18 protein-coding genes are annotated in these 23,655 nt (G+C 39.3%); 2 read left to right on the top strand and 16 right to left on the bottom strand.

What is annotated here, in order from left to right:
- Positions 1 to 69 precede the first annotated feature (69 nt).
- The 5 genes from N8L39_RS09015 to mnmL form a co-directional block, all read right to left on the bottom strand.
- Complete coding sequence (locus N8L39_RS09015) at positions 70 to 930, bottom strand: YihY/virulence factor BrkB family protein (protein ID WP_261010761.1); 861 nt, start codon at positions 928 to 930, stop codon at positions 70 to 72.
- Positions 931 to 1,071: 141 nt separating this feature from the next.
- Positions 1,072 to 3,126: a cation:proton antiporter gene (locus tag N8L39_RS09010; protein ID WP_261010762.1), complete on the bottom strand. Its 2,055-nt coding sequence runs from the start codon at positions 3,124 to 3,126 to the stop codon at positions 1,072 to 1,074.
- Positions 3,127 to 3,137: 11 nt separating this feature from the next.
- Positions 3,138 to 3,392 carry a hypothetical protein gene (locus N8L39_RS09005; RefSeq protein ID WP_000361085.1) on the bottom strand — a complete coding sequence of 85 codons (255 nt, stop codon included), beginning with the start codon at positions 3,390 to 3,392 and terminating at the stop codon, positions 3,138 to 3,140.
- Positions 3,385 to 3,942, bottom strand: coding sequence for a tRNA 5-(aminomethyl)-2-thiouridylate-methyltransferase MnmM (gene mnmM, locus N8L39_RS09000; RefSeq protein ID WP_261010763.1), 558 nt, complete (start codon positions 3,940 to 3,942; stop codon positions 3,385 to 3,387). The genes N8L39_RS09005 and mnmM overlap by 8 nt, the downstream gene beginning before the upstream one ends.
- Positions 3,926 to 4,882 (bottom strand): tRNA modification radical SAM protein MnmL/YtqA, encoded by a 957-nt coding sequence (gene mnmL / locus N8L39_RS08995; RefSeq protein WP_023946280.1) that lies wholly within the window; start codon positions 4,880 to 4,882, stop codon positions 3,926 to 3,928. Before mnmL ends, mnmM begins: the two co-directional genes overlap by 17 nt.
- A 91-nt stretch (positions 4,883 to 4,973) precedes the next feature.
- On the opposite strand from mnmL, the gene N8L39_RS08990 reads away from it, so the two are divergent.
- Positions 4,974 to 5,330, top strand: a complete 357-nt coding sequence (locus N8L39_RS08990; protein ID WP_033686793.1) for a DUF3397 family protein — start codon at positions 4,974 to 4,976, stop codon at positions 5,328 to 5,330.
- A 180-nt stretch (positions 5,331 to 5,510) separates the two neighbouring features.
- Here the strand turns inward: N8L39_RS08990 and N8L39_RS08985 are convergent, their stop codons facing one another.
- The 7 genes from N8L39_RS08985 to N8L39_RS08955 form a co-directional block, all read right to left on the bottom strand.
- A complete protein-coding gene (locus tag N8L39_RS08985) occupies positions 5,511 to 12,764 on the bottom strand; it encodes an Ig-like domain-containing protein (protein WP_261010764.1) in 7,254 nt (2,417 codons plus the stop codon).
- Between the two features lie 426 nt (positions 12,765 to 13,190).
- Entirely contained in the window at positions 13,191 to 13,499 is a 309-nt protein-coding gene (locus tag N8L39_RS08980; RefSeq protein ID WP_261010765.1) for a hypothetical protein, read from the bottom strand.
- A 469-nt stretch (positions 13,500 to 13,968) separates the two neighbouring features.
- Positions 13,969 to 14,754, bottom strand: coding sequence for an ABC transporter permease (locus tag N8L39_RS08975; RefSeq protein ID WP_261010766.1), 786 nt, complete (start codon positions 14,752 to 14,754; stop codon positions 13,969 to 13,971).
- Position 14,755: 1 nt separating this feature from the next.
- Positions 14,756 to 15,574, bottom strand: coding sequence for an ABC transporter permease (locus N8L39_RS08970; RefSeq protein WP_261010767.1), 819 nt, complete (start codon positions 15,572 to 15,574; stop codon positions 14,756 to 14,758).
- 1 nt (position 15,575) lies between these two features.
- Complete coding sequence (locus N8L39_RS08965) at positions 15,576 to 16,568, bottom strand: ABC transporter ATP-binding protein (protein ID WP_261010768.1); 993 nt, start codon at positions 16,566 to 16,568, stop codon at positions 15,576 to 15,578.
- A gap of 311 nt (positions 16,569 to 16,879) precedes the next feature.
- Positions 16,880 to 17,086 carry a hypothetical protein gene (locus N8L39_RS08960; protein ID WP_261010769.1) on the bottom strand — a complete coding sequence of 69 codons (207 nt, stop codon included), beginning with the start codon at positions 17,084 to 17,086 and terminating at the stop codon, positions 16,880 to 16,882.
- Positions 17,087 to 17,100: 14 nt separating this feature from the next.
- Positions 17,101 to 17,445: a hypothetical protein gene (locus N8L39_RS08955; RefSeq protein WP_261010770.1), complete on the bottom strand. Its 345-nt coding sequence runs from the start codon at positions 17,443 to 17,445 to the stop codon at positions 17,101 to 17,103.
- Positions 17,446 to 17,942: 497 nt separating this feature from the next.
- Between N8L39_RS08955 and N8L39_RS08950 the strand changes: the two genes are divergently transcribed.
- Positions 17,943 to 18,404, top strand: coding sequence for a helix-turn-helix transcriptional regulator (locus N8L39_RS08950; protein WP_261010771.1), 462 nt, complete (start codon positions 17,943 to 17,945; stop codon positions 18,402 to 18,404).
- A 148-nt stretch (positions 18,405 to 18,552) separates the two neighbouring features.
- On the opposite strand, the gene N8L39_RS08945 is transcribed toward N8L39_RS08950, so the two are convergent.
- The 4 genes from N8L39_RS08945 to N8L39_RS08930 form a co-directional block, all read right to left on the bottom strand.
- A complete protein-coding gene (locus N8L39_RS08945) occupies positions 18,553 to 19,434 on the bottom strand; it encodes a class II fructose-bisphosphate aldolase (RefSeq protein ID WP_001018997.1) in 882 nt (293 codons plus the stop codon).
- A 140-nt stretch (positions 19,435 to 19,574) separates the two neighbouring features.
- The gene (vncS, locus tag N8L39_RS08940; RefSeq protein WP_261010772.1) at positions 19,575 to 20,903 is read right to left on the bottom strand and encodes a sensor histidine kinase VncS; all 1,329 of its coding nucleotides are present in this window, start codon (positions 20,901 to 20,903) and stop codon (positions 19,575 to 19,577) included.
- Entirely contained in the window at positions 20,900 to 21,556 is a 657-nt protein-coding gene (vncR, locus tag N8L39_RS08935; protein WP_261010773.1) for a response regulator transcription factor VncR, read from the bottom strand. Before vncR ends, vncS begins: the two co-directional genes overlap by 4 nt.
- Before the next feature lie 315 nt (positions 21,557 to 21,871).
- Positions 21,872 to 23,655 (bottom strand): DUF1542 domain-containing protein (locus tag N8L39_RS08930; RefSeq protein ID WP_474104160.1); only part of this gene is annotated, 1,784 nt, incomplete at its 5' end.

Below are 23,655 nucleotides of genomic sequence, written 5' to 3'. Positions count from 1 at the left end.
CATAATGAAAAAACGCATATTATCAGGCAATAAAACCTCGATAGTATGCGTTTTGTAATATATAAAGAATTAATTTATTCTAAAGCTCGGATCTTTCAAGCTCTGAACACTGGCATTGATAACCGCGCCGACAATCAAAATCTTAGCGATGAGAATAAACCAGAACATCATGACCACCACGACGACGGAACTGAAAAAACGCACGTCCACTAGGTGATTGACATAATTGTTAATATAGACTGAAAAGATATTGAGCAGTAAGGCCAGAGTCAATAAGACAAAGGCACTACCTGGCAATACATGTCGAATTCGTCGCACCTTAACATTGGGTAGAAAATAGTAGAGCATGACCAGGATGGCAAAAATCAAGGCATAGACCAAAGGGCCTGTTAGGTCTTGCAGATAATCAAAGAGAGGACTATCCGATTTCCAATAACTTTTGACAAGGTTGAGGAGCATACGGCCAAAGACACTCAAAAACAGAGCTAAAGCAAAGAGAATCTGCAAACCAAAACTGACAAACAAACTCATAAGCTGATGGGAAATCATTCCACGATTTTTTGCTACTCCGTAAGCTTTATTAAAGGCTTTCTGTAGGAAATTCATGGATTTTGAAAAGGTCCAGAGGGCTGACAAAACCGCAAAACTTAATAAGCCCGTTGACGGTTGGGTCAGCACTTCTGTGATAATCTTTGCCACCACATCATACATGGTATCCGGCAAAAATTCATTGACAACCTTTAAAAAATTGGAAACTGGAATCTTAAAATAGGGGAGGATATTGACCACCACCAAAAGCAAGGGAAAGATCGAAATCAACCAATAGTAGGCTACTGCAACACTGGTCAACTCACTATCTGATGCTTGATAATAATGCAAAAAAGCTTTTAATAAAGGCTTATCTATCAGCTCTTTCCACCACTTCTTCATGTCACACTCCTTCACTTACAATCTTATACTCAATGAAAATCAAAGAGCAAACTAGGAAGCTAGCCGCAGGTTGCTCAAAGCACCGCTTTGAGGTTGCAGATAAAGCTGACGTAGTTTGAAGAGATTTTCGAAGAGCATTAACTAATTTCTTCTTACCAATTCCATCATATCATAAGGCAGGGTATTGGCAGCTTCTTTCAGAGAATAGTTCTCTAAGTTATTCACATTTTGTCGTAACTTCTTGGCATACTTGGTCGTAATCAATCGTTTTTCTTCGTATTCGAAAATCAACTTGCGCTCCAGATAATAGCCTCTCAGCATTTCATCGATATTGTTGGGCTTGACGCGATTGATAACCCGTTCGACAAAGGCACCACTGGTAATAATAGCTGTTTCTCGGAGACGAGAATCCTGCATGAAGCTGATTAAAGAACTCTTATAAACCCCTTTTAGGTTCTCCAAACTTTCGATAATCATCTCTGTATTTTCTAGATAGAGCTCTGCAATTTGGTCATAGTCAAGGGCTCTGAGTTTCTGTGATTCTTCATTTTTCCAACTGCGGAAGGTCTTGCCAAAGGTAAAGACTTCGTGAAGGAGAAAACGTAAAATCCGCAAGGAAACAAGGAAATAATAGGTCAAACGTGAAGCAAACTTGCGATTGATACTTTGTTCCATGTTTTTCAAATAACGTTGGTAAACTCGATAGGCACGCTCACTCATCTTGCCTTCTTCGTAAGCCTGTTCTAAACCATCACTTTCAATACTGAGGATGAGAAGTTTTAAGGCCTCCCAGTCTTCTTGAGCCCCCTTATTTTCTTGACTCAGTATGAGATTTTCAATACGTCCATGATAATTGTCAATGGCTGCATAGAGAGGGAGCTTATTTCTGGTATCTTCCAACTCTTTTTCCAACTCTAGCGTTACTTCATTCAAAATAGCGATATGCATGAGATAATCCTTGCTTTCTTCCTGTTCATCAGAAAGATGAGGCAAGACCAAGAGACCTGTTAAAAAGCTTACCAGCGTCACACCTGCGACAAGGAAAAGCAAGAGAGGATACTCCTGCTCTAAATCACTTGGTATCAGAAGAATCGTAGCAATCGACACCGTTCCCTTGACACCTGAGAAGGTCAAAAGAAGCATGTCCTTCATATACTTATTTAGCTTTTTCTTGAGACGTCTAGTCCTATAGGCATAATAGCCATAAATCATGACAAAACGAATGGCAAAGAGGACAAAGGTAAGGGCTATAAGAGATACCAATAACAGTAAGGGATTATAGATTGGATTGGTCAAGATAGGCTCTGCTATCATTTCCAACTCCATCCCTAAAATCACAAAGACAGAACCGTTGAGCATAAAGTTCACTGTGTGCCAGACCGTCTCGGTCACCGTATCCACTTGGGCTTCGAGGAGCGTAATTTTCTTAAAACGGCTTGCCTTTAAAATCCCAGCAACTACAACGGCAATAATCCCTGAAACATGGACTTCTTCCGCCAGGAAGAAGGTTACTAAGGGCAAACTCAATTCCAGAAGGAGCTCACTAGCAATATCTGTTGCTCTCACACTTAGCAAGAAGCTATGGAGGAAACGGTTGGTCATGGCTGTTAAAAAGCCAATCAAAAAACCGCCTAGAATTGAAAAGATGAGCGAACTACTAGCTTGCCCAAAGGAAAAGACTCCAGTTGTCCAAGCTGTCAAAGCTACCTGAAAGGCAACCAAACCAGATGCATCATTCAAGAGTCCTTCACCTTTAAGAATATTGGACACACGCTTAGGAAAGCTAAACCGCTCTGAAAGAGAGGCAAAGGCAACCAAGTCCGTAGGGCCAAGGGCTGCCCCAACAGCCAAGCAAGCCGCCAAGGGAAGACTGAGCCAAAGAAGATGGGCCAAGCCACCCAAACTCAGGGTCGAGATGAAAATCACTGGAAATATGAGATAAACAATGATTCGCCAGTGTTTTAAAATAGCTGTAATGTCTGCTTCTTCCGACTCTCGGAAAAGTAAGGGCCCGATAACTAGGGCCAAAAACAACTCTGTATTGAGATGAAAGTCGGTATTGGGTAAAAAAAGACCAATCACGATTCCCAAAAGAATCTGCACCAAAGGGAGAGGCAAAAAGGGCAGGAGCTTATTGGTTGTACTCGAGACAATCAAGACCAGTAAAAATAGGATGAGGTAAATCAGTAATTCCACGCACGTCCTCCTTAATCTTTTTTACAACAAGATTCAAAAATCTCCTTCTGCTCTTTGATTTTTTGGTCAATCTTGGAACAATCTTTATGTTCAATTTTTCTCTGGCACCGTTCCATTTCAAGAGCAACTAATTTTTTCTTGATTTTAAGCATTTTTTTGCTCATATGCGCTTGGTCTAGCACTCCCACCGCTCGTTCGTGGTGGGTTGATTCAACAAAATTCTGGCGCATGGCATCCAGCTTTTCACGTAGGTATTGTTTATCCATGTCTATATCTCTCTAATTTTTCAATCATTACTAAAAATGGTGGGTTGTTGACTTGGTTTAAAGTTTGGTAAATGGCAGCTGTGTACTCTTGTTGGTTCAACTGGCTAACAAAATCCAAGACAGCATCCCTCTCGAGATCTCCTCCATTATGACCATAGTAGATCATAATGGCAATCCGTCCACCTTTAACAAGTAAGCCACACAGCTTTTCTAATGCCTCAATAGTTGTCTGAGGTCGGGTGATGACAGACTTATCAGCTGATGGCAAATAGCCTAGATTAAAAATTCCTGCCTTGGCTTCTGTTACAAACTGGTCCAGTGTCTCATGACCTTGCAAGATCAACTGGGCATTTGTCAGGTTAGCCTGGTCCAAACGCTCTTGCGTCTTTTCCAAGGCTTGTTCCTGAATATCAAAGGCATAGACTTGCTTGGCTAATTTGGCTAGAAAAAGGGTGTCGTGACCATTTCCCATAGTCGCATCCACTACGATATCGTCCTGAGTTACAACCTCAGCCAAAAAATCATGTGCCATTTCAAGTGGTCTTTTCATTTTCAAACTCCTGTTTTACAGCCTTGCATCCTTGAACACTTCCGCGACGTCGCATCTCCATCTCAATACTGTTGAGAACTTCCCATTTATTGAGGCTCCACATAGGGCCAATCAGCATATCCCTAGGAGCATCTCCTGTAATTCGATGGATGACAATATGCTTGGGAATGATTTCCAGTTGGTCGCAGATGACCTTTACATATTCGTCCTGGCTCATCAATTGCAAACGTCCCTCGTGGTAGTCCCGTTGCATACGAGTATTTGTCATAAGATGGAGCAAGTGCAGTTTAATCCCTTGAATGTCGTTATCCGTAACACAGCGACGGACATTTTCAATCATCATCTCATGGGTTTCACCAGGTAAGCCATTGATCAAATGAGAAACAATCTCAATTTTTGGATACTTTCTCAAACGCTTGACCGTTTCCACGTACAACTCATAGGAATGGGCACGGTTAATCAGGTCAGAGGTTGTTTCATAAGTAGTCTGCAAGCCCAATTCAACCGTCACATGCATGCGCTCCGATAATTCAGCCAAATATTCAATGGTTTCGTCTGGTAAACAGTCTGGGCGCGTTCCGATATTGATTCCTACTACACCTGGCTCATTGATAGCCTGCTCATAGCGCTCTCGAATGACTTCCACCTTTTCATGGGTGTTGGTAAAATTTTGAAAATAAACCAGATACTTCTGCACATCTGGCCACTTACGGTGCATAAAGTCAATTTCCTTATAAAATTGCTCACGAATAGGCGCATCCGGTGCAACGATAGCATCTCCAGAACCTGAAACCGTACAAAAAGTACAGCCTCCATGAGCCACAGTTCCATCACGATTGGGACAGTCAAATCCCGCATCAATAGGGACTTTAAAAGTCTTTTCTCCAAAGAGTTTTCGATAATAATCATTCAAGGTATTATAAGATTTCATAACTTTCATTATAACAAAAAACACCCACAATCTCAAAAGCCTGACTTTCCTATAAATTCCTCTGTTTCTCGTTTCCTTTAGCCATTTTTTATGATACAATATGGATATGATTTTAATGAAATTAGCCTCTATTTTATTATTGATACTGACTTTAGTAGTCTGCATTATCATAACCAAACTTTTTAGATTAAAAAAACTAGGACGAAATTTTGCGGATTTGGCTTTTCCAGTCTTGGTATTTGAGTATTACTTGATTACAGCTAAAACCTTTACCCATAATTTTCTCCCTAGACTTGGCCTAGCCCTCTCACTCCTAGCCATTATCCTCGTTTTTTTCTTTCTTTTGAAAAAACGCAGCTTTTACTATCCTAAATTCATCAAATTCTTCTGGCGTGCAGGATTCTTATTAACCCTTGTAATGTATATCGAGATGATTGTTGAATTGATGGCCCTCTAGCTGAATCTTATATGAGACATGAAAAATAAAGGATTTAACCCTTTCGACATGGGTTAAATCCTTTTTTCTGGTTTAAAAATCGTTCGAGTAGATAGTTCCCAAGCGATACTTCTCTTGTCTCGCTTAGGAACACTGCACAGAATAAATCTTAATGAGAAAGTTACATTCCTCAAATCAATCTTATCCAATCCACTCACCGTTTTCATTTACTTGATAACCATCCGGAGTTACTGTATTAACAGCAAGAGCTCCATTTTCATCAACATAATACCATTTGTCTCCAACTTGGAACCATTGACTTGTCTTCATCGAACCCGATGCATCAACATAGTACCACTTACCAGCTTGATCCAAAATCCACTCATTAGATGACATAGCCCCTGATTGATTCAAGTAATACCATGTACCTGATTGGTCTTTAATCCAGCCAGTTTCCATTTTTCCTGTTTGATCAAAGTAATACCAAGTGTCTCCATCCTTGACCCAACCCTTAGCCAAGTCTCCATTTTGTTGACGATAATACCATTTACCATCTTCCTTGTTCCATCCAGGTTTTTTGCTTTCCTGAGTAGGAGCTTGTATCACAATGTTCGGAGCAACTGATAGATGATTTTTAAAATCTGAACTGTTACTTGTCACACCATTATTTGATGGATTTGGAATGACAATATTTGGATTCGGATTTGCTCCTGGTTTTTGTTCCGTAGGTTGACTGCTACCATTGTCTTGATGTCCACCCGCAGGTGTCTCAATGTTACTTGTTTTCTTCTTAGTACCTACCAACAGAATTCTATTTATAGGTTCTTCCAGAATCTCACGTGATTTTTCTTCGTGCTTGCCATCAGTCGTTACTTCTGTATAGATACGTTCCTTACCAACTTTACCTTCTTGCAATAGGCGAACTTCTCCTTCAAGCAGAGTATCGTCTTTTTGTTCAAGAGTTTGGAAGTTTAATTCTTTGTCTACCACTTCAAGACTAGGCAAGTCATATTGAGCAGGAGCTACAAGTTTTGCGTCTATCACTTTTTCCTTAGTCAATTTAATCCGGTATTCTTTGACATTCTTACCACTCTCTGATACCAGACGGACTAATACAGGAAGATTTTCATTTCCACTATCCACAATTGTAGATGTGACTTGATCTTTCCCTTCTACAGTGATTTTTGGACGTTCCCCTTTATAAATCAATTCATAGTCCAAACGATTTTCAGAGAAGTCAGGAAGCTCTTTACCATCTACTAAAATTCTTCCCTCTGTGCTCTCTTTTGCAAGCTCACTTGGTGCTCGGAAACTTAATTCAGTTAAAGCAACCCCATTTTTATCTGCTTTTCTATCCATGCGCCATCTCATAGCTTTGGTAGTCACAGGTTTAAATGTCACATTGATCTCGTCTCCAGCTTGAATTTCTTTGTCTGCATAATAAGGAACAAGTTCCCAATTATCAGGGTTATTAAATGGGTGATTTGATTCGTAGCTGTAGTTTGAATAGTAAACTGGAACATCAAAGTCAGGACCGATGTATCGTTCCAATACGAGTTTAGCTGGGGCATCTGTTCCACTATCTGCAAAGAAGTTTAGTTTAGCTTGTGAAACCTTTCTATCCACAATTTTACCATTCTTTTTAAAGATAACACCAACTGATACTTCTGGATTAGCGGATGGATTAGCTGACCAGTTTGTCCAACGGTTGTCTTGATTTCGGTCATTATCATTTAAATAGTCTACACGGTCGTTCGAATTATCATCCAAATCATTAGTAGCTGAAGCAAAAGCCTGACTATGAGTAGCAAGATAATCTGGATTATCAGAAAGAGATCTACCGACCTTGTCCGTTACTCGAACAGATAATTCTACTGGGACTTCACTACCAACTACATGACCTTTAATTGTATATTCCCCAGCTTTGTTTAAGGTAGAAGCAGGGACTTTTTCCCATTCAACTGCCAAATCTTTTACGTCATAACCGCTCTTACCTGCGAAATAAACTGGAACCTTATTTGGCAACTCCAAAGGTTGACCTAACTGCAACAATTGAGACTGTTTTGCAGCAGCAATTGGTTTACGAGCCAACAAATCTTTATCTTTTGTAAAGTGAAGGTTGTATTCTCCAAGAATATCGCCATTTTCTGCTTTCACAATAACACGGACAGGATCGCCCTCTTTCACACTAGGAACCACTGTAGCAAGTCCATTATTTGTGATACTAGCTGTTACTTCTGGAATTTTTCCATCACTATAGTCTAAATAGTAATCTGTTAAGTCTGGATTAAAGTGAGGAAGATCTTTTCCAGCCACCTTAATGTTAGTAGTTGCCTCTTTAGCTGGTGCTACCTTTTTAGAGAAAACTTGTAATTCTGTAATTGATGTTCCAAGTTTATCATCAGCTCTTGTCATACGAATACGTACCGCGTAGGTATCCACCTTATCAAAACTGAAATGATTCATTTCTCCAGCTTTTAACTGATCTGGAGCCTTAAGATTTGTAACTAGTTTCCAATTTTTACTGTCATTAAATACGTGGTTTTCCCCCTCTACATAACCAGGATTCTTCGGTGCAGTTGGAGCTTTTTCACCAACATAATACTCAATGACGTAAGATTTTGGAGCACCTACACCACTATCTTCATAAAAGGCCACATTCAAGTTATCAACCGAACGTTTTGTCAAAATACCTGAATCTCCAAAGAGTACTCCTACTGAAGCTTCTTCAGAACGTTTCCAGTTTGACCAACGATTTGCAGGCTGATCACCGTAAGAAATCACTTTATCATTTACATTAGATACTGGGTCATAAGAATGAGAATCTGATGCAAAGGCAAGTGGTAATTCTGAACCTGTCCACTGATCTGAAATATTCTTCCCAATTTCTGTTTGACTCGATACACGAACATGTAATTTCGTTGTCAGTTGTGTTCCTTCTACATGGCCTGTTACAGTAAAGATTCCTTCTTGTGCATACTGGCTTGCATCAATAGTATCCCAAGCCACCTTAGCTGAAGATACTTGGCCATTTGAATAATAAGTTCGGACACTTTCTGGCAAGGTTGGTGCCTCAGAAATTGGTGTTGTGATGCTCACATCTTCAACTTTTACAATTCCTTCTACTGATACTGTCGCACGCGCTTCTTGATTCAATCCTTCAACCTTACCAAGTACTTCAAAAGTATGATATTGATTTAATTTTTCAGATGGAATCGAATCCCAAACTACCTTATGAACTTTTGGAAATCCTTTATCGTACTCAACTGTTACTGTAGATGGAAGATTTGGTGTTTGGTGCAAATCTGTCACAAGGCTAACTGGGCGAATGGCCTGAACAACTTTATCTTCCGTATTTGCTGCGATCGTTAGAGGAAGTTCTCCTTTTGCACCTTCATATTGAGCTTGTAAAGTGAGACTACCCGGTTTATGCAACTCTAGCATTCCCTTATTAACAGAGACTCCTCCCTCGCCTTGGCTTGAGAAAGTCACCTTATCAGTTGGTAAAATAGCTTCAGTTCCATCCTGATAACGGGCTAAAACTGTCACTTTAACAGTTTGATCTTCTTTGAGGCTAGATGCTTGATCCACTCTGAGACTCAAGCTTTCAATTTGTGGAGAATCAACAAGGAACTGAACTGCATAAGTTTGTAATTGTCCACCATCTTTAGGTTGAACATAGATACTAGCACGCATTCCATTTGACTCATTTGCCTGAACGACCTTCACATCAGCATTTTCAGCACTAGCACTGACTTCTGGAATTTTTGCACCATAAGAAAGTTTATGATAATGGACAGGATGTTCATTTGAAAGTTCCGTAACACTTTCACCACCTACTGCTATAGTTGGTGTAACTTGAGACAATTCCTTACCATCATCAACTATCAAAGTAGCGTGGACGGTTCTATCTCCTAATTGGCTAGTCATCTGAATATGTGCCCCTGGAGTAGATAACTTCTCTTTATCTTCTGGTGAAATTTCCCAATTTTCAACTTCATAATTGTGAATACGACCATCTGTTGAAACAAGTGAAACAAGTTTATCCACAGAACTCAAGTCTGTTCCAGGTGTGATGCGTTTAACAGCTGGAAGTTCATTCGCAACTGTAAGTACTTCAACACGAGCCTCAACTTCACGTCCATCAGACATACCTTTTACAGTTACAATTCCAGCTTGACTGACATCTGCTTGAGACCAGGTTACAGGACGTTTTTCACGACTACCATCACTATAGACAAATGGCACTGTCTGAGGCATTTTAAGTTTTTGTCCTAAAACTGTACGTACTTTTGGTATTTCTGTGCCTAAAACAGTCTTTTCTGACTGGTCTGACTTACCTGTAAAAATCGTAACTTGATCTGATTTCAACAATCCCGAATAAGCTGTAAGGGTAAATTTACCTGCTTGATCAGTCGATTTAACAATCGCTACCCCTTTACCATTAAAGGCTCTACGAATCCAAGAACCATCTGCTTGTTCTTTATAACGTTCACGACTAGCTTGCTCACCATTATCCACACCAACCAGTTGACCTTGTCCATGAAGTTGGAAGTGAACTAGATTGTTAGCAGTTGGCACAACATTGCCCTTACTATCTACAATTTCATAATAGATATAAGTCAAATCTTTTCCATCTGCAGCGATAGCGTTCTCTTCCTTAACCAGACGAACACCAGCAGGCTCACCAGCAGTCACTATCTTATCTCGAGCAATTTCCTTACCAGACTCATCTCGAGCAACTGCTTCTAAAGTTCCTGGTTTATAAGCTACTTTCCACTCCAAGTATAGCTCTTGAGGATTTTCACCTTCTTGATATGTTCGACCGTCACTTGTTTGTTTTTTGTTGAATTTTTTAAGACCTAGTGACTCATTATTTAAGAACAACTCAACACTAGCAGCATTGGAATAGGCTCTAACCGGGATTCGATTTTCAGCATCTGCAACATTGTCTGCCAATTCAGTCTTTTCCCAGTTCCAATGAGGAAGTAAATGAACCATTGGTTTTTTCTTAGCAGAAACCCACTGACTTTGGTAGAGATAATAGTCATTTTTTGGAATCCCTGCGGTGTCTACAATACCAAAGTAAGAGCTTTTTACAGGTGTACTATTTTGATTGTGCCATGGAGTTGGTTCTCCAATATAATCTGTACCTGTCCAAATGAATTGTCCAGCATATCCTGGATGATCTCTATCGAAAGTCCATGATGCTGTAGCAGTTTTACCCCAACCAACACGATCATTACCATAATCGGATTGTTCGTAATTACGCCAGTATTGATTACTTCCTACCCACTCACTCTCTGGATGGAAATAACTTCCCCTTGTACGAGTTGCTGAAGATGTTTCTGAACCATAAATGAGCCATTTAGGATGTTTCGCATGAAGAGTTTGATAATTTTCTTCAGAGTAATTCAATCCAACTGCATCTAGTTCATCTGCGATCTTTTCATGATCTCCAGTTCCATCTCCAAAACGGAATTTATCAGCTCCCATGGTTACATAACGTGTATTATCGACAGATTTAATCACTTTCACCAAGCGTTTGACAGTTGCAAGAGAATGAGCTTTCCCATCTGCTTCACCGATTTCATTACCAATAGACCACATGACAACAGCAGGATTGTTTTTATCTCTTTCTACCATTGTTCGAAGATCGTAATCGGACCATTTTTCACCTTTTCTTGCTTCAGGGTGGGTAGCATCTTTTTCAAAGAAACGACCATAGTCGTATGGTTTCTTACCTCCATACCAAGTATCAAAAGCTTCTTCTTGAACAAGCAAACCGAGTTCAGCTGCAATCTGCAAGGTCTGAGGACTTGCTGGGTTGTGAGTCGTACGAATCGAATTCACTCCCATTTCCTTCATTTGTTTCAGACGACGATATTCTGCCTTATAGTTTTCTTCTGCGCCTAGCGCTCCATGATCATGGTGCAATGAAACACCGTGGAACTTGATGTGTTCACCATTTAAAGAGAACCCTTGGTCTGGAGTCCAGTTATAGTAGCGATAACCAAATAAATCTTTCTTTGCATCTACAAGCTGACCATCTTTGTAAACACGAGTTACCATCTCATATAAAGCAGGTTTGTCAGATGACACTGTCCACAATTTTGGTTTTTCAACCTCTAATGCTGAATCCAAATGAATGGTTTCCTTAGCTTTTAGAGTTTTACTCTCAGTTCGAACAAGTTCTGTAACTGCCTTACCACCTCGTTCAAAAATTTGATACTCTGCTACAATTTCATGGTCTTTATTGTCTGTATTAACAATTTTACTGCTTACTTGGGTTTCAACTTTTCCTCCTTGTTGACTTTCTAGTTTTGGAGTTAGAATAGTTGTTCCATTTTTTTCAACATGAATCTTGTCTGTTACCTGCAATGATACGTCTCGATAGATACCACTTCCTGAATACCATCTACTACTTGGTTGCTTATTAACTGCATGAACAGAAATAACATTTTCTCGCCCATCTTTATGGAGATAGTTACTAATATCATATGAAAATTGATTGTAACCATTTGGATAGTGACCAACTAGTTGGCCATTGACGAATACTTGTGAATCCATGTAAACACCATCAAAGGTTACACGAACATCTTTATTCAAGTCCTTTTCGTCTAACTTAAAGGTTTTCCGATACCAGCCATCTCCACCATTCAGTTGACCGCCTTCGTTTTGAGCTGGTGAATCATGGTCAAAATCAAAATGAATACTCCAGTCATGAGGAAGATCCATTTTTTTCCATGAAGAAATATCTGCGTCTGGTTTTACAGCTTCCTTTGCATTGGCATTTAGTTTAAAGTGCCAATTCTGGTTGAAGGAAATGTTTCTATCTTCAATTAACTTATCAACTACTTCATTCGTAGCAGATTTGAATTCTTGCTTATCTTTTGAAACAGAACGATCTTGTGATTCTGCTTTATTTGTTTCTTCAGATTTCTTCTTATCCTCAGATTTATTTTTATCTTCAGATTTATCCGTTACCTCAGTCTTATTTGTTTCTTCAAGCTTATTGCTATCCTCAGGCTTGTTCGCTTCTTCTGTTTTGTTTTCGACTTCAGCTTTACCTTCTACTAAAGGAACTGATTGAGTATTAGCAACTGAAACTAAAGGTTGATCTGCATGAGGTTTTACTACAGCATCACTACCATCCGCATTTTCCTTTAAAGATACGTTTTCAGCTTTAGCAGGCTCTTCACTTACTTTTTCAGTCGTAACACCTTCAGCTTTATGTTCACTTGAGAGTCCAGTAGTTTTCAGGTTTTCAGACTGGTGCTCAGTCCTATTTGTTGACACAATTTCTTCAGTATTTTCGTTGGCATATACCGAAGAAGATAGACTAACACTTGCCCCTAATAATAGAGCACATGTCCCTATAAGCACCGAGCAAGCACCGACTGAAAATTTTCGAATACTATACACTCTTTTTTTGTTCCAATTACCTTTTTGCATGTAATCCTCCTTTTAGTAACCGCTTTCATTTTATCTGAGAGCAATCTACTTATTATAATTATCTTATAATACGATTTTATAACCAATAAAAAATTTGTCAACCTTATACGTATAAAAACAATAGTTTTGATTGTTTTTTATAAAAATTGGAGAGTTTTTAAAAAGTATTGAAGTAGAATTCATTATAATAAAAATGATATCCGATTTTCTTTAAAATTTTAAGACGGAATAGTTTTTTATTATCCCAAACAGAAAAAATCTTTCTTAAAGATTTAAACATACAAAAAGAGCAAACGAATATTTCATTTTTTTCCTGATTTCGTTCACTCTTAATTCTTAGTTTGGTTTATTAATATTAGTTAAATTTATCCTATTCCTAAACGTTAATATCCAGCTATATTATGTCACATCGCTATTTGAAAAATCTTATTTTCCTTCTTTATCAGGAAAGATAAATCCAATACCAATGCAAGCTAGTACGCCCGCTCCAATTACCAAGCCACTTGAAATTGGTAAAAGGTCCAAAATTGCATTCGCAATAATAAAGGCAATAATCAAACACATCAGACTAGCCTTGTAGTCTTTTTTCAAAAGATTCTCTAGAGTGAAAAATAGGAACAGCCCTACCGGAATCAATGACCAGAGGTTGACATTTAAACTTGGCCAGCCAACAAAACCAAAATACACTACTGTCGCTGCTGCTACTAAAAATATAATCCCTAATAATTTTTTCATTTTTTATCTCCAATTTCTTTTTTATGAACTTGAGTTATCTGATAGTGACGTCTCACATCCCTTACAAAAATCATTATAGCAGAGGTCAGTTTCAAGAACAAGCTCTTTTGTCTATCTGGTCTCTATCTCTGTCTAAATGGTTCAATAATTAAGAAAAAAAGAAACCCAGTAGAATGAGTTTCTTCTCTTTGTCGATTGCAGGGTTTGAACCTGTGACCTAGGCTTTACGAGTGCCTTGCTCTGCCAACTGATACTCAATGAAAATCAAAAAGCAAACTAGGAAACTAGCCGCAGGCTGTACTTGAGTACGGCAAGGCGACGTTGACGTGGTTTGAATTTGATTTTCGAAGAGTATGAGCTAAATCGGCTATTACACATACAGTATAGCACTCTGAGAATAGGTGTCAAGAAATTTTCATCACTATTAGAAAAAGCCTGTCCTGAGACAAGGCTTTGATAACATCTATTGCTAAGAACCCGCACTTTCGTAGGCATCTAAGCCCCTATCCCAAAGTTTAAGGGAAATAACAAAGAAAACCAGAGAAATCAACATCAAACCTCCGATGTTAAAGATTACATCCTTGTCCTGCAAGAAATAGCTAGCAGGATAGTAGGCCGTAAAGGCAAATGGCACGATAAAGCTAATCAACCAGCGAAGGACTGAATTGTAAATGGAAATCGGATACTTGGCAAAATCATTAAACATATAGAAGATGTAAATCATTGCTCCTGACTGCTTGGTCCAAAAAGCGATACTAGCTGTCGCGATTTTCAAGGAAGTATAAATCAAGGTCGCAAATGGTATGCAGACTAGGAAAAGCAAGAATTTTGGAAGAGTCCAAGCAATGCTTGATACTGTTGTCGCTAGTAAAATTCCACCGACCAATAGTTCGCCCAAAGCATCAATCTGAAAGGTCTCAACTAGGATGTGAAAGAGAGGATTGATAGGACGAGTCAGATACTTGTCAAACTCTCCCTTTCTCACCAAGCGTTGCCCCAGTGCCCAGAGATTATCAAAAAAGAGATGGTCCAAGCCCTTGGGAATCAAAGAAAAACCATAGATAAAGGCAATTTCTTGAAAAGTCCAACCTTCTAGGGATGGGATGTGTTGAAAGATGACATTGAGAAACAAGAGGTTCAAGCCTTGAGTCAAAAAAACTCCCAGGACACCAACTAAAAAATCCACCTTGTATTCCATGATTTGCTTGATGTATTGTCTGATAAAAATCAGATGCATGCGTTGATATTTTTTCATACTAACCTCCTTGAATGGTGATAAATGACTGGACTCGTTTCCAAATCAACTGAGACAAGCCCACCATCACTAAGAGCCAGAAAAACTGCAAAGCGAGCGCCTGAAGAATCTGATTGGCATCGTATTTCCCAACAATGATCATGACCGGAGTGTAAATCAAGGATGAAAAAGGCAGGAAGGACAGAATATCTGAAACAACCTTTGGAAAGAAAGCCAAGGGAATCAAGCTTCCAGACATAAAAGCCACTATGGAAGTCTTAAGTAGATTGGAACCCCATAGATTTTTAAACACAAAGGCAGAAAATCCAAAGCAGATATTAAAGAAAAAGTTAATCAGATAAGCTAGTGTTAGACTAAAGAAATAAAGGACAGTTAATCCCAGCACTTCAACAACGCCTTGCCCAGATATGATTTTCATCAAGACAATGACACTTAAAAACGGAAGGCCGACACTGATAAAAATCAACCACTTTGACCCAAGCTCGGTAAAGAGATAAGAAGCCGCAAAATGCACTGGTCGCAACAAGCGCATGATAATGGAACCATCCTTGACCTCCTCCCCAATCATAAAGGACGAATCGGACCTAGTCAGAAGATTTGTCACAAAACTCATGATGATGTAGAGGGTGATATCTGCCATACTAAAGCCCTGAATCAAAGACTCCTGGGAGGAATCAAAGACTGCCTTCCAGAGATAAAAGGCCACAAAAGCCCCCATGACATCGCCGATCCGATAAAGAATAAAGTTTACTCGATAGGTAATCAACTCCTGAACACCTGCATTGATAAAGGGTTTATAACGTCTCCACAATTTGACCATCTTAGAGCTCCTTTCGATAGAAGCGACGGATAATATCCTCGATATCCGTATCCACCATCTTCAAATCGCGGATTTCAAAATCAGACAGGGTTTGCTTGATAATGTCAGCTGACTGGTAGCGAGAACTATCGAATTCAATGTTGAGGCTATTCCCCTGTCTATCAATTGTCATATCCGAAAAGCCTTCATAGTGAGAGACGAGATGACTTTGACCTGGTAGCAGTTCAAAAGAAAGAGTCTTCATCTTGCCAAAGGTTTCCTTGAGTTGACTCACCGTTCCATCAAAAATCTCCTGCCCTTTGTCTATCATAAAAATCCGATCACAAAGTTGCTCGATGTCGCTCAGGTCGTGAGTGGTCAAGAGAATGGTGGTTTCTTTCTCTTGATTGATCTGAGTAATGGCCCGACGAATGTTATCCTTGACCGAAACGTCCAAGCCAATGGTCGGCTCATCTAAAAAGAGAACCTTGGGATTGTGAAGCAAGGAAGCCGCAATATCCGCCCGCATCCGTTGCCCCAGTGAAAGAGTTCGCACAGGATCCTTGATAAATTCCTTCAAATCCAAGACTTCATTCAAAAAGTCCATGCGCTTTTGGAAAAGCGAGTCTGGCACATCATAAATCTCCTTCAAGACCGTGTAGGTCTCCTGCAGTGCCAAATCCCACCATAGCTGGGTGCGTTGTCCGAAAACGACTCCAATATCCTTGACATAATCTTGGCGATTGTCCTGTGGAATCTTGCCATTAATCCGACAAAAACCAGATGTCGGTTTTAAAATCCCTGTCAGCATTTTAATGGTTGTCGACTTCCCAGCACCATTGGCCCCGATAAAACCTAAAATCTGGCCCTTTGGTACCTCAAAGGTCAAATCCTTGACCGCTTCAAAGGTCTGTTTTTCAGGATGAATAAAGGAGCGCAAAGCCCCCTTCAAGCCCGGTTCCTTAACAGTCTTCACAAAATTTTTCTGAAGATGTTCTACTTCTATCATTGCCATATCTATCTCCCTATCGTAAGGAATAGCAACATTGTGTTTTTGACTACAAATATTCTAAATCCTTACTTTCTGTACCTTCTACATTTTATTACTACAAAAGGCTTTATACCAACCTATTATAGTCCAATAAAAACTAGAATGCAAGCGTTTGCCTAAAGTTTATGAAATTGAAAATTTTTCTCTTAAAGTGGTATTTTTAATCAAAAATTATAGTTTAATTGTTTCCTTAAAACATCAAAAAACCTGCCCGATGGGCAGGATAGATATAAAGTAAAATATTTCTAATTTAGTATGTTAAAACCCATAAAAATCTAAAAACCTAAACGTTCTGGATCCCAATTACCATAATCATCGTATCCAAATCCATCAGGATCCATCGCATCAATCCCACATTGTTCTAGAAAACGAAAGCAGTCTTTGCAATAGTAAACTCCATCAATATGATCGCTACCATCCCAATTAAGCTCTCTCTTAGTGAACTCTCCACCACATTCTTCGCACGTATATAATTTTGACATAATATTACCTCTTTTTAATTTTCATTAAAATTTTCAATGTAATCTATAATTTTTAATTTCATTGATCTTGTAATTGGATATTTTTTTACCAATTCAATAGTTTCTTCCTTAGAAGATGTTTTAAGATGTTCTTTAAGAACAAGCTTTGTTACTTCTTCATAACCTACTTCTGCTATTTTATCGGCTAATAAACCAATAGTTGCTAAAAGAGCTATTCCTCCAAGCATACCAAAAGGTCCAAGCGCAGCTAAGGCTGCTGTCAATGCTGCTCCACCTGATAATCCTGTCGCACTCATAGCTATCATTAGTACTACACCAGGTAAACCAAAAGCTGCTATTTTTTTTACAAGTTCATCCATTGTAACACTCCTTTACTTTATATAAAATTAACTTGCTTTAATTGAACAAACAATTATATATGCATTAACTATTCCAATTCTATATTTTTTGTTCAGTATTTTTGCACATTCTAAGACACTTAAGTCTCCAGATTCTATGAAATCTATTTCTGGTCCTTTATTGCTTATCAAAAAGTCCGTAAACTTTTTTGTAATTATGTTCTTTCTAACCAATAGAAAGATACACAAAGAAATTAACAATAAAATAAACGCCAATTGAATATCCATAAAAACACACCTCTTAATTTTTTTAAAATAGTTTTACTATAATTATCTAAATTAAATTCTACTTCTCCTCTTATTTAGTTAAATATAGTATAGTACAATATTTTTAAGATGTCAATTATTTTATACAAATATTTTGTTTTTGTCAAGGTAAACTATTTTATCGTAGACAACTATTTAAATTATATTTTATTTTTGTTATAATAGAAATAGAAAATTATAGGTAAGAAGATATGTTAAAAGAAAAATATCCATCAACTGAAGATACAAGATTAATTCTACAAAATAACCTAAAAGCTATTAGAGAGATTTTGAATTGGACAAGTTCAGATCTTGGAAACCTTATAGGAGTAACTAAACAAACCATCAGCAATCTTGAAACTCAAAATAGTAGATTAACAAAACTCCACTATATTGCATTACGTACCGTAATAGATTTTGAAATTGAAAATTTAAAAACGACAGATCCAGACAGAGCTGATAGAGCAGAAATGTTGCTAAATTTATTTGATGAATCAGAAAAATATGCAGTATCTGAGAATAAATCGTTAGATTTTGAACAAATTAGTGAAGCATCTTCATTAATTGCAACCACATCTACTGTCAAAAATGCTGCTACAGTCATAGGATCACTTGCTGCAATTATTGGGGCACCAGTTGTTGCAGCCTTAATGAACTCAAAAGATAAGAAATAATATTTATTTTGAAAAAATAAAACAATAAGCAAAAGACGATCAATCATCTAATCGTTTTTCGCTTATTTTTTATTTATATAATAATAAATTTTTGTTTAATCAAAAAACCCACCCCATGGGCAGGTTTCATCTGTATTGTTCAGCTAGATTAAGCTTTACCTTCTGAACCGAATACGTCGATACGTTCTTCAACTGATGCTTGGATAGCTTTTACACCGTCAGCCAAGAATTTACGTGGGTCGAAGAGTTTTTTCTTGTCGTATTCTGCTTCGTTTGCTTCGTAATCACGAGCAAATTTACGAGTTGCGTTAGCGAATGCGATTTGGCATTCAGTGTTAACGTTAACTTTCGCAACACCAAGTTTGATAGCTGCTTGGATTTGCTCATCAGGAATACCTGATCCACCGTGCAATACGATTGGGAATCCTGGAAGAGCTTCTGTCAATTTTTGCAAGTGGTCAAGGTCAAGACCTTCCCAGTTTGCTGGGTAAGGACCGTGGATGTTACCGATACCAGCTGCCAAGAAGTCGATACCAGTTTCAACCATTGCTTTAGCGTCTTCGATTGGAGCCAATTCACCTTTACCGATGATTCCGTCTTCTTCACCACCGATAGTACCAACTTCAGCTTCTACTGAGATACCTTTAGCGTGTGCTTTTTCAACAACGTCTTTAGCCAATTTAAGGTTTTCTTCAACTGGAAGGTGTGAACCGTCAAACATGATTGAAGTGTAACCAACTTCGATACACTCAAGTGCATCTTCGTAGTGACCGTGGTCAAGGTGGATAGCTACTGGTACAGTGATACCCATTGATTCAACAAGGTTAGCGATCAAGTTGCGAGCAACTTTGTAACCACCCATGTATTTAGCAGCACCCATTGAAGTTTGGATCAAAACTGGAGCTTTTTTAGCTTCTGCTGCGCGCAAGATAGCTTGAGTCCACTCAAGGTTGTTTGTGTTAAATCCACCAACTGCATAACCGTTGTCACGAGCTGCTTGGACAAATTTTTCTGCTGAAACGATTGCCATTTTATCAGGCCTCCTGTATATTTTTATGGGTCACCCCATTTACATTGTTCATTTTATCACTTTTTGACAAAAAAATCTAGTTTTTCCCGCAGTTTCGATTGAATTTCTTCTAGCTTCATCTATGTAAACCCTTTCTCTGCCTAGTCTTGGGCAACTTTTGGAAAAGCTATAAAGAAGGTTAAGCGATTCTCCTCCATCTCGAAACGATAGGGTAATTTTTCATGTTCCAGTAGACTCTTGACCACAAAGAGCCCCATCCCAGAACCCTTGGCCTTGCGACTAGCATTATCAGAAAAAGACTGGGCTAGTTTTTCTTGTTCCTCTGGGCTACAGCTATTCTCGATAAAGAGTTCCCCTTCTCTTTCGCCAATTCGAACCAAGCCACTTGGAGTGGAGTGCTTGATGGCATTGCTGATGAGGTTAGAAAGAATTAATTTCATGACAGATGGATTTAGATAAGCCTGCTGATGCTTCAAACTATTGTCAATCTGAAGTTCTCTTTCCTTAGCTAGTAAAGCATAATCCTTGACTAGACTTTGCGTCATCTGGAGGAGGTCTATTGTTTCCCTATCATCTCGCAATTCCTGCACAGACGAGAGGGAAAGTATCTGGAGAACATGGTGATTGAGCTCATCCACAATCCCCAAGGCTACTCCTAGATAGTGGTCTCGATCCTTATAACGACCGATATTCTCTTTCATATTTTCAATCAGAATTTTCAAACTAGCCAGCGGTGTTTTCAGTTCATGAGAAGCCCCTCGTAGGAACTCAACTTTCATCTTTTCCAGCTGGAGAATGGCTTCATTCTTGTCATGCAAGTCCGCAATGACAGTCAAGAGATGCTGGTAGAGGCTATTGATTTGTTCCTTGAGATCCCCAATCTCATCCTTAGAATCCACGCGCAATCGCACTTGGGCATCCAAATCCATCATCCGTCGGGTCACCCGCTTGATTTCCAAAATTGGGGCCACAATGGTCCGAGCATAGATGTAGGCCACCAATAGGGAAATCAGAAAGGATGCCAGCAAGGTATAGGGGAGAAATTGGAGACTGATTTGCTCTGCTTCCTTTTGCAAATCCATGGAAGCTAGAAACTGGAGAGTCATGGTGCTACCGTCGTGCGTTTTCACCTCACGCTCCTCAATAAAGAGGGAAGTTGTCTGGCGGTCCGTATCCAGAGGAAGACTGTCCTTGACTTCTAACTTGTCCTCGGTCATCTCACCCTTGACCGCCCCCTTAATCTCACTAGTCTGGGAATACAAGTCTAACACTTGCTCGATACTCTGCCTATCCTTTCCTTCTAGAGACTGGGCAATGGCTGTCGCTTTCTGACCAATGGTTTCCTGACGGTGGCTCAGATAAGTCGAAGGAAAAAGAAAATAAATAGCTAAATGAAGGCAGATAACCAGAACACTAAAAATCGAGAAGGTGTAGATAAATATCTTTGTAAATAAACCTGTTCGTTTCATTTTCGCTCCAATTTATAACCAACATTGCGCACAGTGAGGATGCAGTCCAGGTCTAGCTTTTTCCGCAATTCCTTGATATAAACATCAATGACACGGTCAAAGGGAACCTCATCTGTCGCTTTCCATACGGCATCGATTATCTGAGATCGGGTCAAGGCCCTTCCTTCATTTTTAACCAAATAATCAAGAATTTCCAACTCTTTAGCATTGATAGCCACTTCTTGGCCTGCTAGGCTTGCACTATAGCTTTCAAAGTCCACCTTGGCATCCTTATAAGAAAAGACGCGTCCTGTATCGTAATAGCGCTTGAAAATCGCATCCACCCTCACTTTTAAGAGGGAGAGGGAGAAGGGCTTTTCCAGATAGCCATCTGCTAGCGAAGCAAAGGCACTCATCTTGTATTCCTCATCCTGAAAGGCAGTCAACATCAAAACAGGAACCTGACTGGTTTTACGAATCTCAGCTAGAACTTCTAGACCATTAAGCTTAGGCATCTGGATATCCAGTAAAACCAAGGCTACTTCATAGCTGGAAAATTGATCCAAGGCTTCTTGTCCGTCCGCCGCCTCAATGGTTTCATAACCACAATCCGTCAAATAGTCACTGATCCCCTCACGGATCATCTCTTCATCTTCTACAATTAAAATTTTCATACTTTAACTGCTCTCTATTTTTTATTTTTCTTATACTCAATGAAAATCAAAAAGCAAACTAGGAAGCTAGCCGCAGGTTGCTCAAAGCACTGCTTTGAGGTTGTAGATAGAACTGACAAAGTCAGTAACATATATACGGTAAGGCGACGCTGACGTGGTTTGAAGAGATTTTCAAAGAGTATTAGAATAAATACCTACTCTATTTTCTATTATAGCCTCTTACTGGCCTTTTGTCTGTAATCAACTGACCACTAGATAAAACAAAGAGAGCCTATCGCTCTCTCTGCTTGCATTTCACTCTCTATAGAATGAAAATTATTTAGCTGCTTTTGAAAATGTTACAACGTAATTATAATCTTTCCCATTAGATTGATAGACATGGTCCTCTTTGAAAGTATAGCCGCGTTTGCTCAGCTCTTCTTTCTTAGCTTCAACTTGTTTCTTAACTGCTACTTTCACCTCTTCATTTGATAAACCTTCTGCAATTTCAAGAGAAGTTCCATTGATATCTCCTAGGAAACCTGCAATATCTTTCATTTGATCAAAGTTATAAAAAACATTGACTTTGACCTTTTGAGGAGCTGGCTGTTCTAGACTTCTACGATTTCTGCTAGCGCGCGGTTGAACTGCTGGAGCCATTCTGAAACCTGAAGTTCCTGTAGCCTCCTTAGTGAATGTAACGACGTAGTTATAATTTTTCACAGTAGTATCTTGTTCAAAAATAATGTCATTTTTCACATGATACCCTCTAGCAGCTAAGTCTTTTATCTTGGCTTGAATTTTTTCTTTTACTAGCTCTTTTGCCTGTGCTTCACTCGTTCCAGCAGGAATTGTGACAGTGTTATCTTCTCCCGGGTCAGATAGGAAACCATGAATATCTGGCATGCCAGCGAAGTTATAGCTAATATTTACAGTTCCATCTGGTTCTGATGTTGAACGCGCCACTCTTCTTGCTCTTGCTTGAACTGATGGGGCACTTCTGAAACCTGTAGTCCCTCCTGAAGTTGAAGAAGGCTGTGTTGGAGCCTCACCTGATCCATGTCCTATCGCTGTGCTTCCATTGTCAATAGTAGTACCTTCATTACGGCCATTTGTTAAATTATCTTTATTGTAGTTTGGTGCTGGTAATTCTTCACCTGGAACATTAATCTCATCAATCTTAGTTTGATATTCATCCGCAACAGCTACAGCAGCATCGTGATCTTTAGCATTATTTATTGCCGCTAATGCTTCTTCTTTTAATGTTTTTAATTCCGCTTTTAATTTTTCTTTTTCGGCTTCGTCTTTAACTTTTTCAATTTCACTAAGTTTTGAAGCCGCAATTTTTTCAATAACATCTTTTCCATCTTTTTTTGCTTCCTCAAGTTTTTCATCTTTAGGTGCTACTTCTTCAGACGGAGTATCTTCTTTAGGTGCCGGAGCCGGATTTGGTGTTTCATCCTTTGAATCTACTAGATTTGATGTATCTCCATTTTGATTAGTTGGTAGTTTATCCTCTTTTGGCGCTGTTGCTTCGGTTTTTGGAGCTGAAGTTTCAGGTTGTTCTGTAGTCCCTGTGTTTGAAGTAGTACCATCTGTTACCGGACTTGATGTTGCTGTATTCCCTGAATCATTTGTAGCTTCTGCAGATGGAGTATTAGAAGGTTCTGACGTTGTTTCAGATTTACCTGATTCTCCAGCTGGCTGTGTAGTAGAATTGGTATCGCCTGATGTGACCGGTGCTTCTTCGCTTGGGGTTACCGGTGCTGGAGTCGTTGGTTCCTCTACTTTTGGTGCTGGCACCGCTGGTTCTTCTGCTTTCGGCGCTGGAGTCGCTGGCTCTTCCGCTTTCGGCGCTGATGTCGTTGGTTCCTCTGCTTTTGGCGCTGGTGGTGCAGGTTCTTCCACTTTTGGCGTTGTTACCGCTGGTTCTTCTGATTTTGGCGTTGTAGCCGCTGGCTCCTCTGATTTTAGCGCTGGTGTCGCTGGCTCTTCCGCTTTCGGCGCTGATGTCGTTGGTTCCTCTGCTTTTGGCGCTGGTGTTGCAGGTTCTTCCACTTTTGGCGTTGTTACCGCTGGTTCTTCTGATTTTGGCGTTGTAGCCGCTGGCTCCTCTGATT

This window comes from Streptococcus mitis, assembly GCF_946190285.1.
In the GTDB taxonomy this organism is placed as follows: domain Bacteria; phylum Bacillota; class Bacilli; order Lactobacillales; family Streptococcaceae; genus Streptococcus; species Streptococcus mitis_CP.
Note: the sequence above shows the minus strand (reverse complement) of the source record. Positions and strands in the feature narration are given on the sequence as shown.

What these genes read in the sequence shown, in the direction of transcription:
- mnmM (WP_261010763.1), bottom strand. Translation starts at nt 3,942, where the DNA reads ATGAAAAGACCACTTGAAATGGCACATGATTTTTTGGCTGAGGTTGTA.
- N8L39_RS08960 (WP_261010769.1), bottom strand. Translation starts at nt 17,086, where the DNA reads ATGTCAAAATTATATACGTGCGAAGAATGTGGTGGAGAGTTCACTAAG.
- N8L39_RS09015 (WP_261010761.1), bottom strand. Translation starts at nt 930, where the DNA reads ATGAAGAAGTGGTGGAAAGAGCTGATAGATAAGCCTTTATTAAAAGCT.
- mnmL (WP_023946280.1), bottom strand. Translation starts at nt 4,882, where the DNA reads ATGAAAGTTATGAAATCTTATAATACCTTGAATGATTATTATCGAAAA.
- N8L39_RS08945 (WP_001018997.1), bottom strand. Translation starts at nt 19,434, where the DNA reads ATGGCAATCGTTTCAGCAGAAAAATTTGTCCAAGCAGCTCGTGACAAC.
- N8L39_RS08965 (WP_261010768.1), bottom strand. Translation starts at nt 16,568, where the DNA reads ATGGCAATGATAGAAGTAGAACATCTTCAGAAAAATTTTGTGAAGACT.
- N8L39_RS08985 (WP_261010764.1), bottom strand. Translation starts at nt 12,764, where the DNA reads ATGCAAAAAGGTAATTGGAACAAAAAAAGAGTGTATAGTATTCGAAAA.
- N8L39_RS08990 (WP_033686793.1), top strand. Translation starts at nt 4,974, where the DNA reads ATGGATATGATTTTAATGAAATTAGCCTCTATTTTATTATTGATACTG.
- N8L39_RS08955 (WP_261010770.1), bottom strand. Translation starts at nt 17,445, where the DNA reads ATGGATGAACTTGTAAAAAAAATAGCAGCTTTTGGTTTACCTGGTGTA.
- N8L39_RS08950 (WP_261010771.1), top strand. Translation starts at nt 17,943, where the DNA reads ATGTTAAAAGAAAAATATCCATCAACTGAAGATACAAGATTAATTCTA.
- N8L39_RS08970 (WP_261010767.1), bottom strand. Translation starts at nt 15,574, where the DNA reads ATGGTCAAATTGTGGAGACGTTATAAACCCTTTATCAATGCAGGTGTT.
- vncR (WP_261010773.1), bottom strand. Translation starts at nt 21,556, where the DNA reads ATGAAAATTTTAATTGTAGAAGATGAAGAGATGATCCGTGAGGGGATC.
- N8L39_RS08975 (WP_261010766.1), bottom strand. Translation starts at nt 14,754, where the DNA reads ATGAAAAAATATCAACGCATGCATCTGATTTTTATCAGACAATACATC.
- N8L39_RS09005 (WP_000361085.1), bottom strand. Translation starts at nt 3,392, where the DNA reads ATGGATAAACAATACCTACGTGAAAAGCTGGATGCCATGCGCCAGAAT.
- N8L39_RS08980 (WP_261010765.1), bottom strand. Translation starts at nt 13,499, where the DNA reads ATGAAAAAATTATTAGGGATTATATTTTTAGTAGCAGCAGCGACAGTA.
- vncS (WP_261010772.1), bottom strand. Translation starts at nt 20,903, where the DNA reads ATGAAACGAACAGGTTTATTTACAAAGATATTTATCTACACCTTCTCG.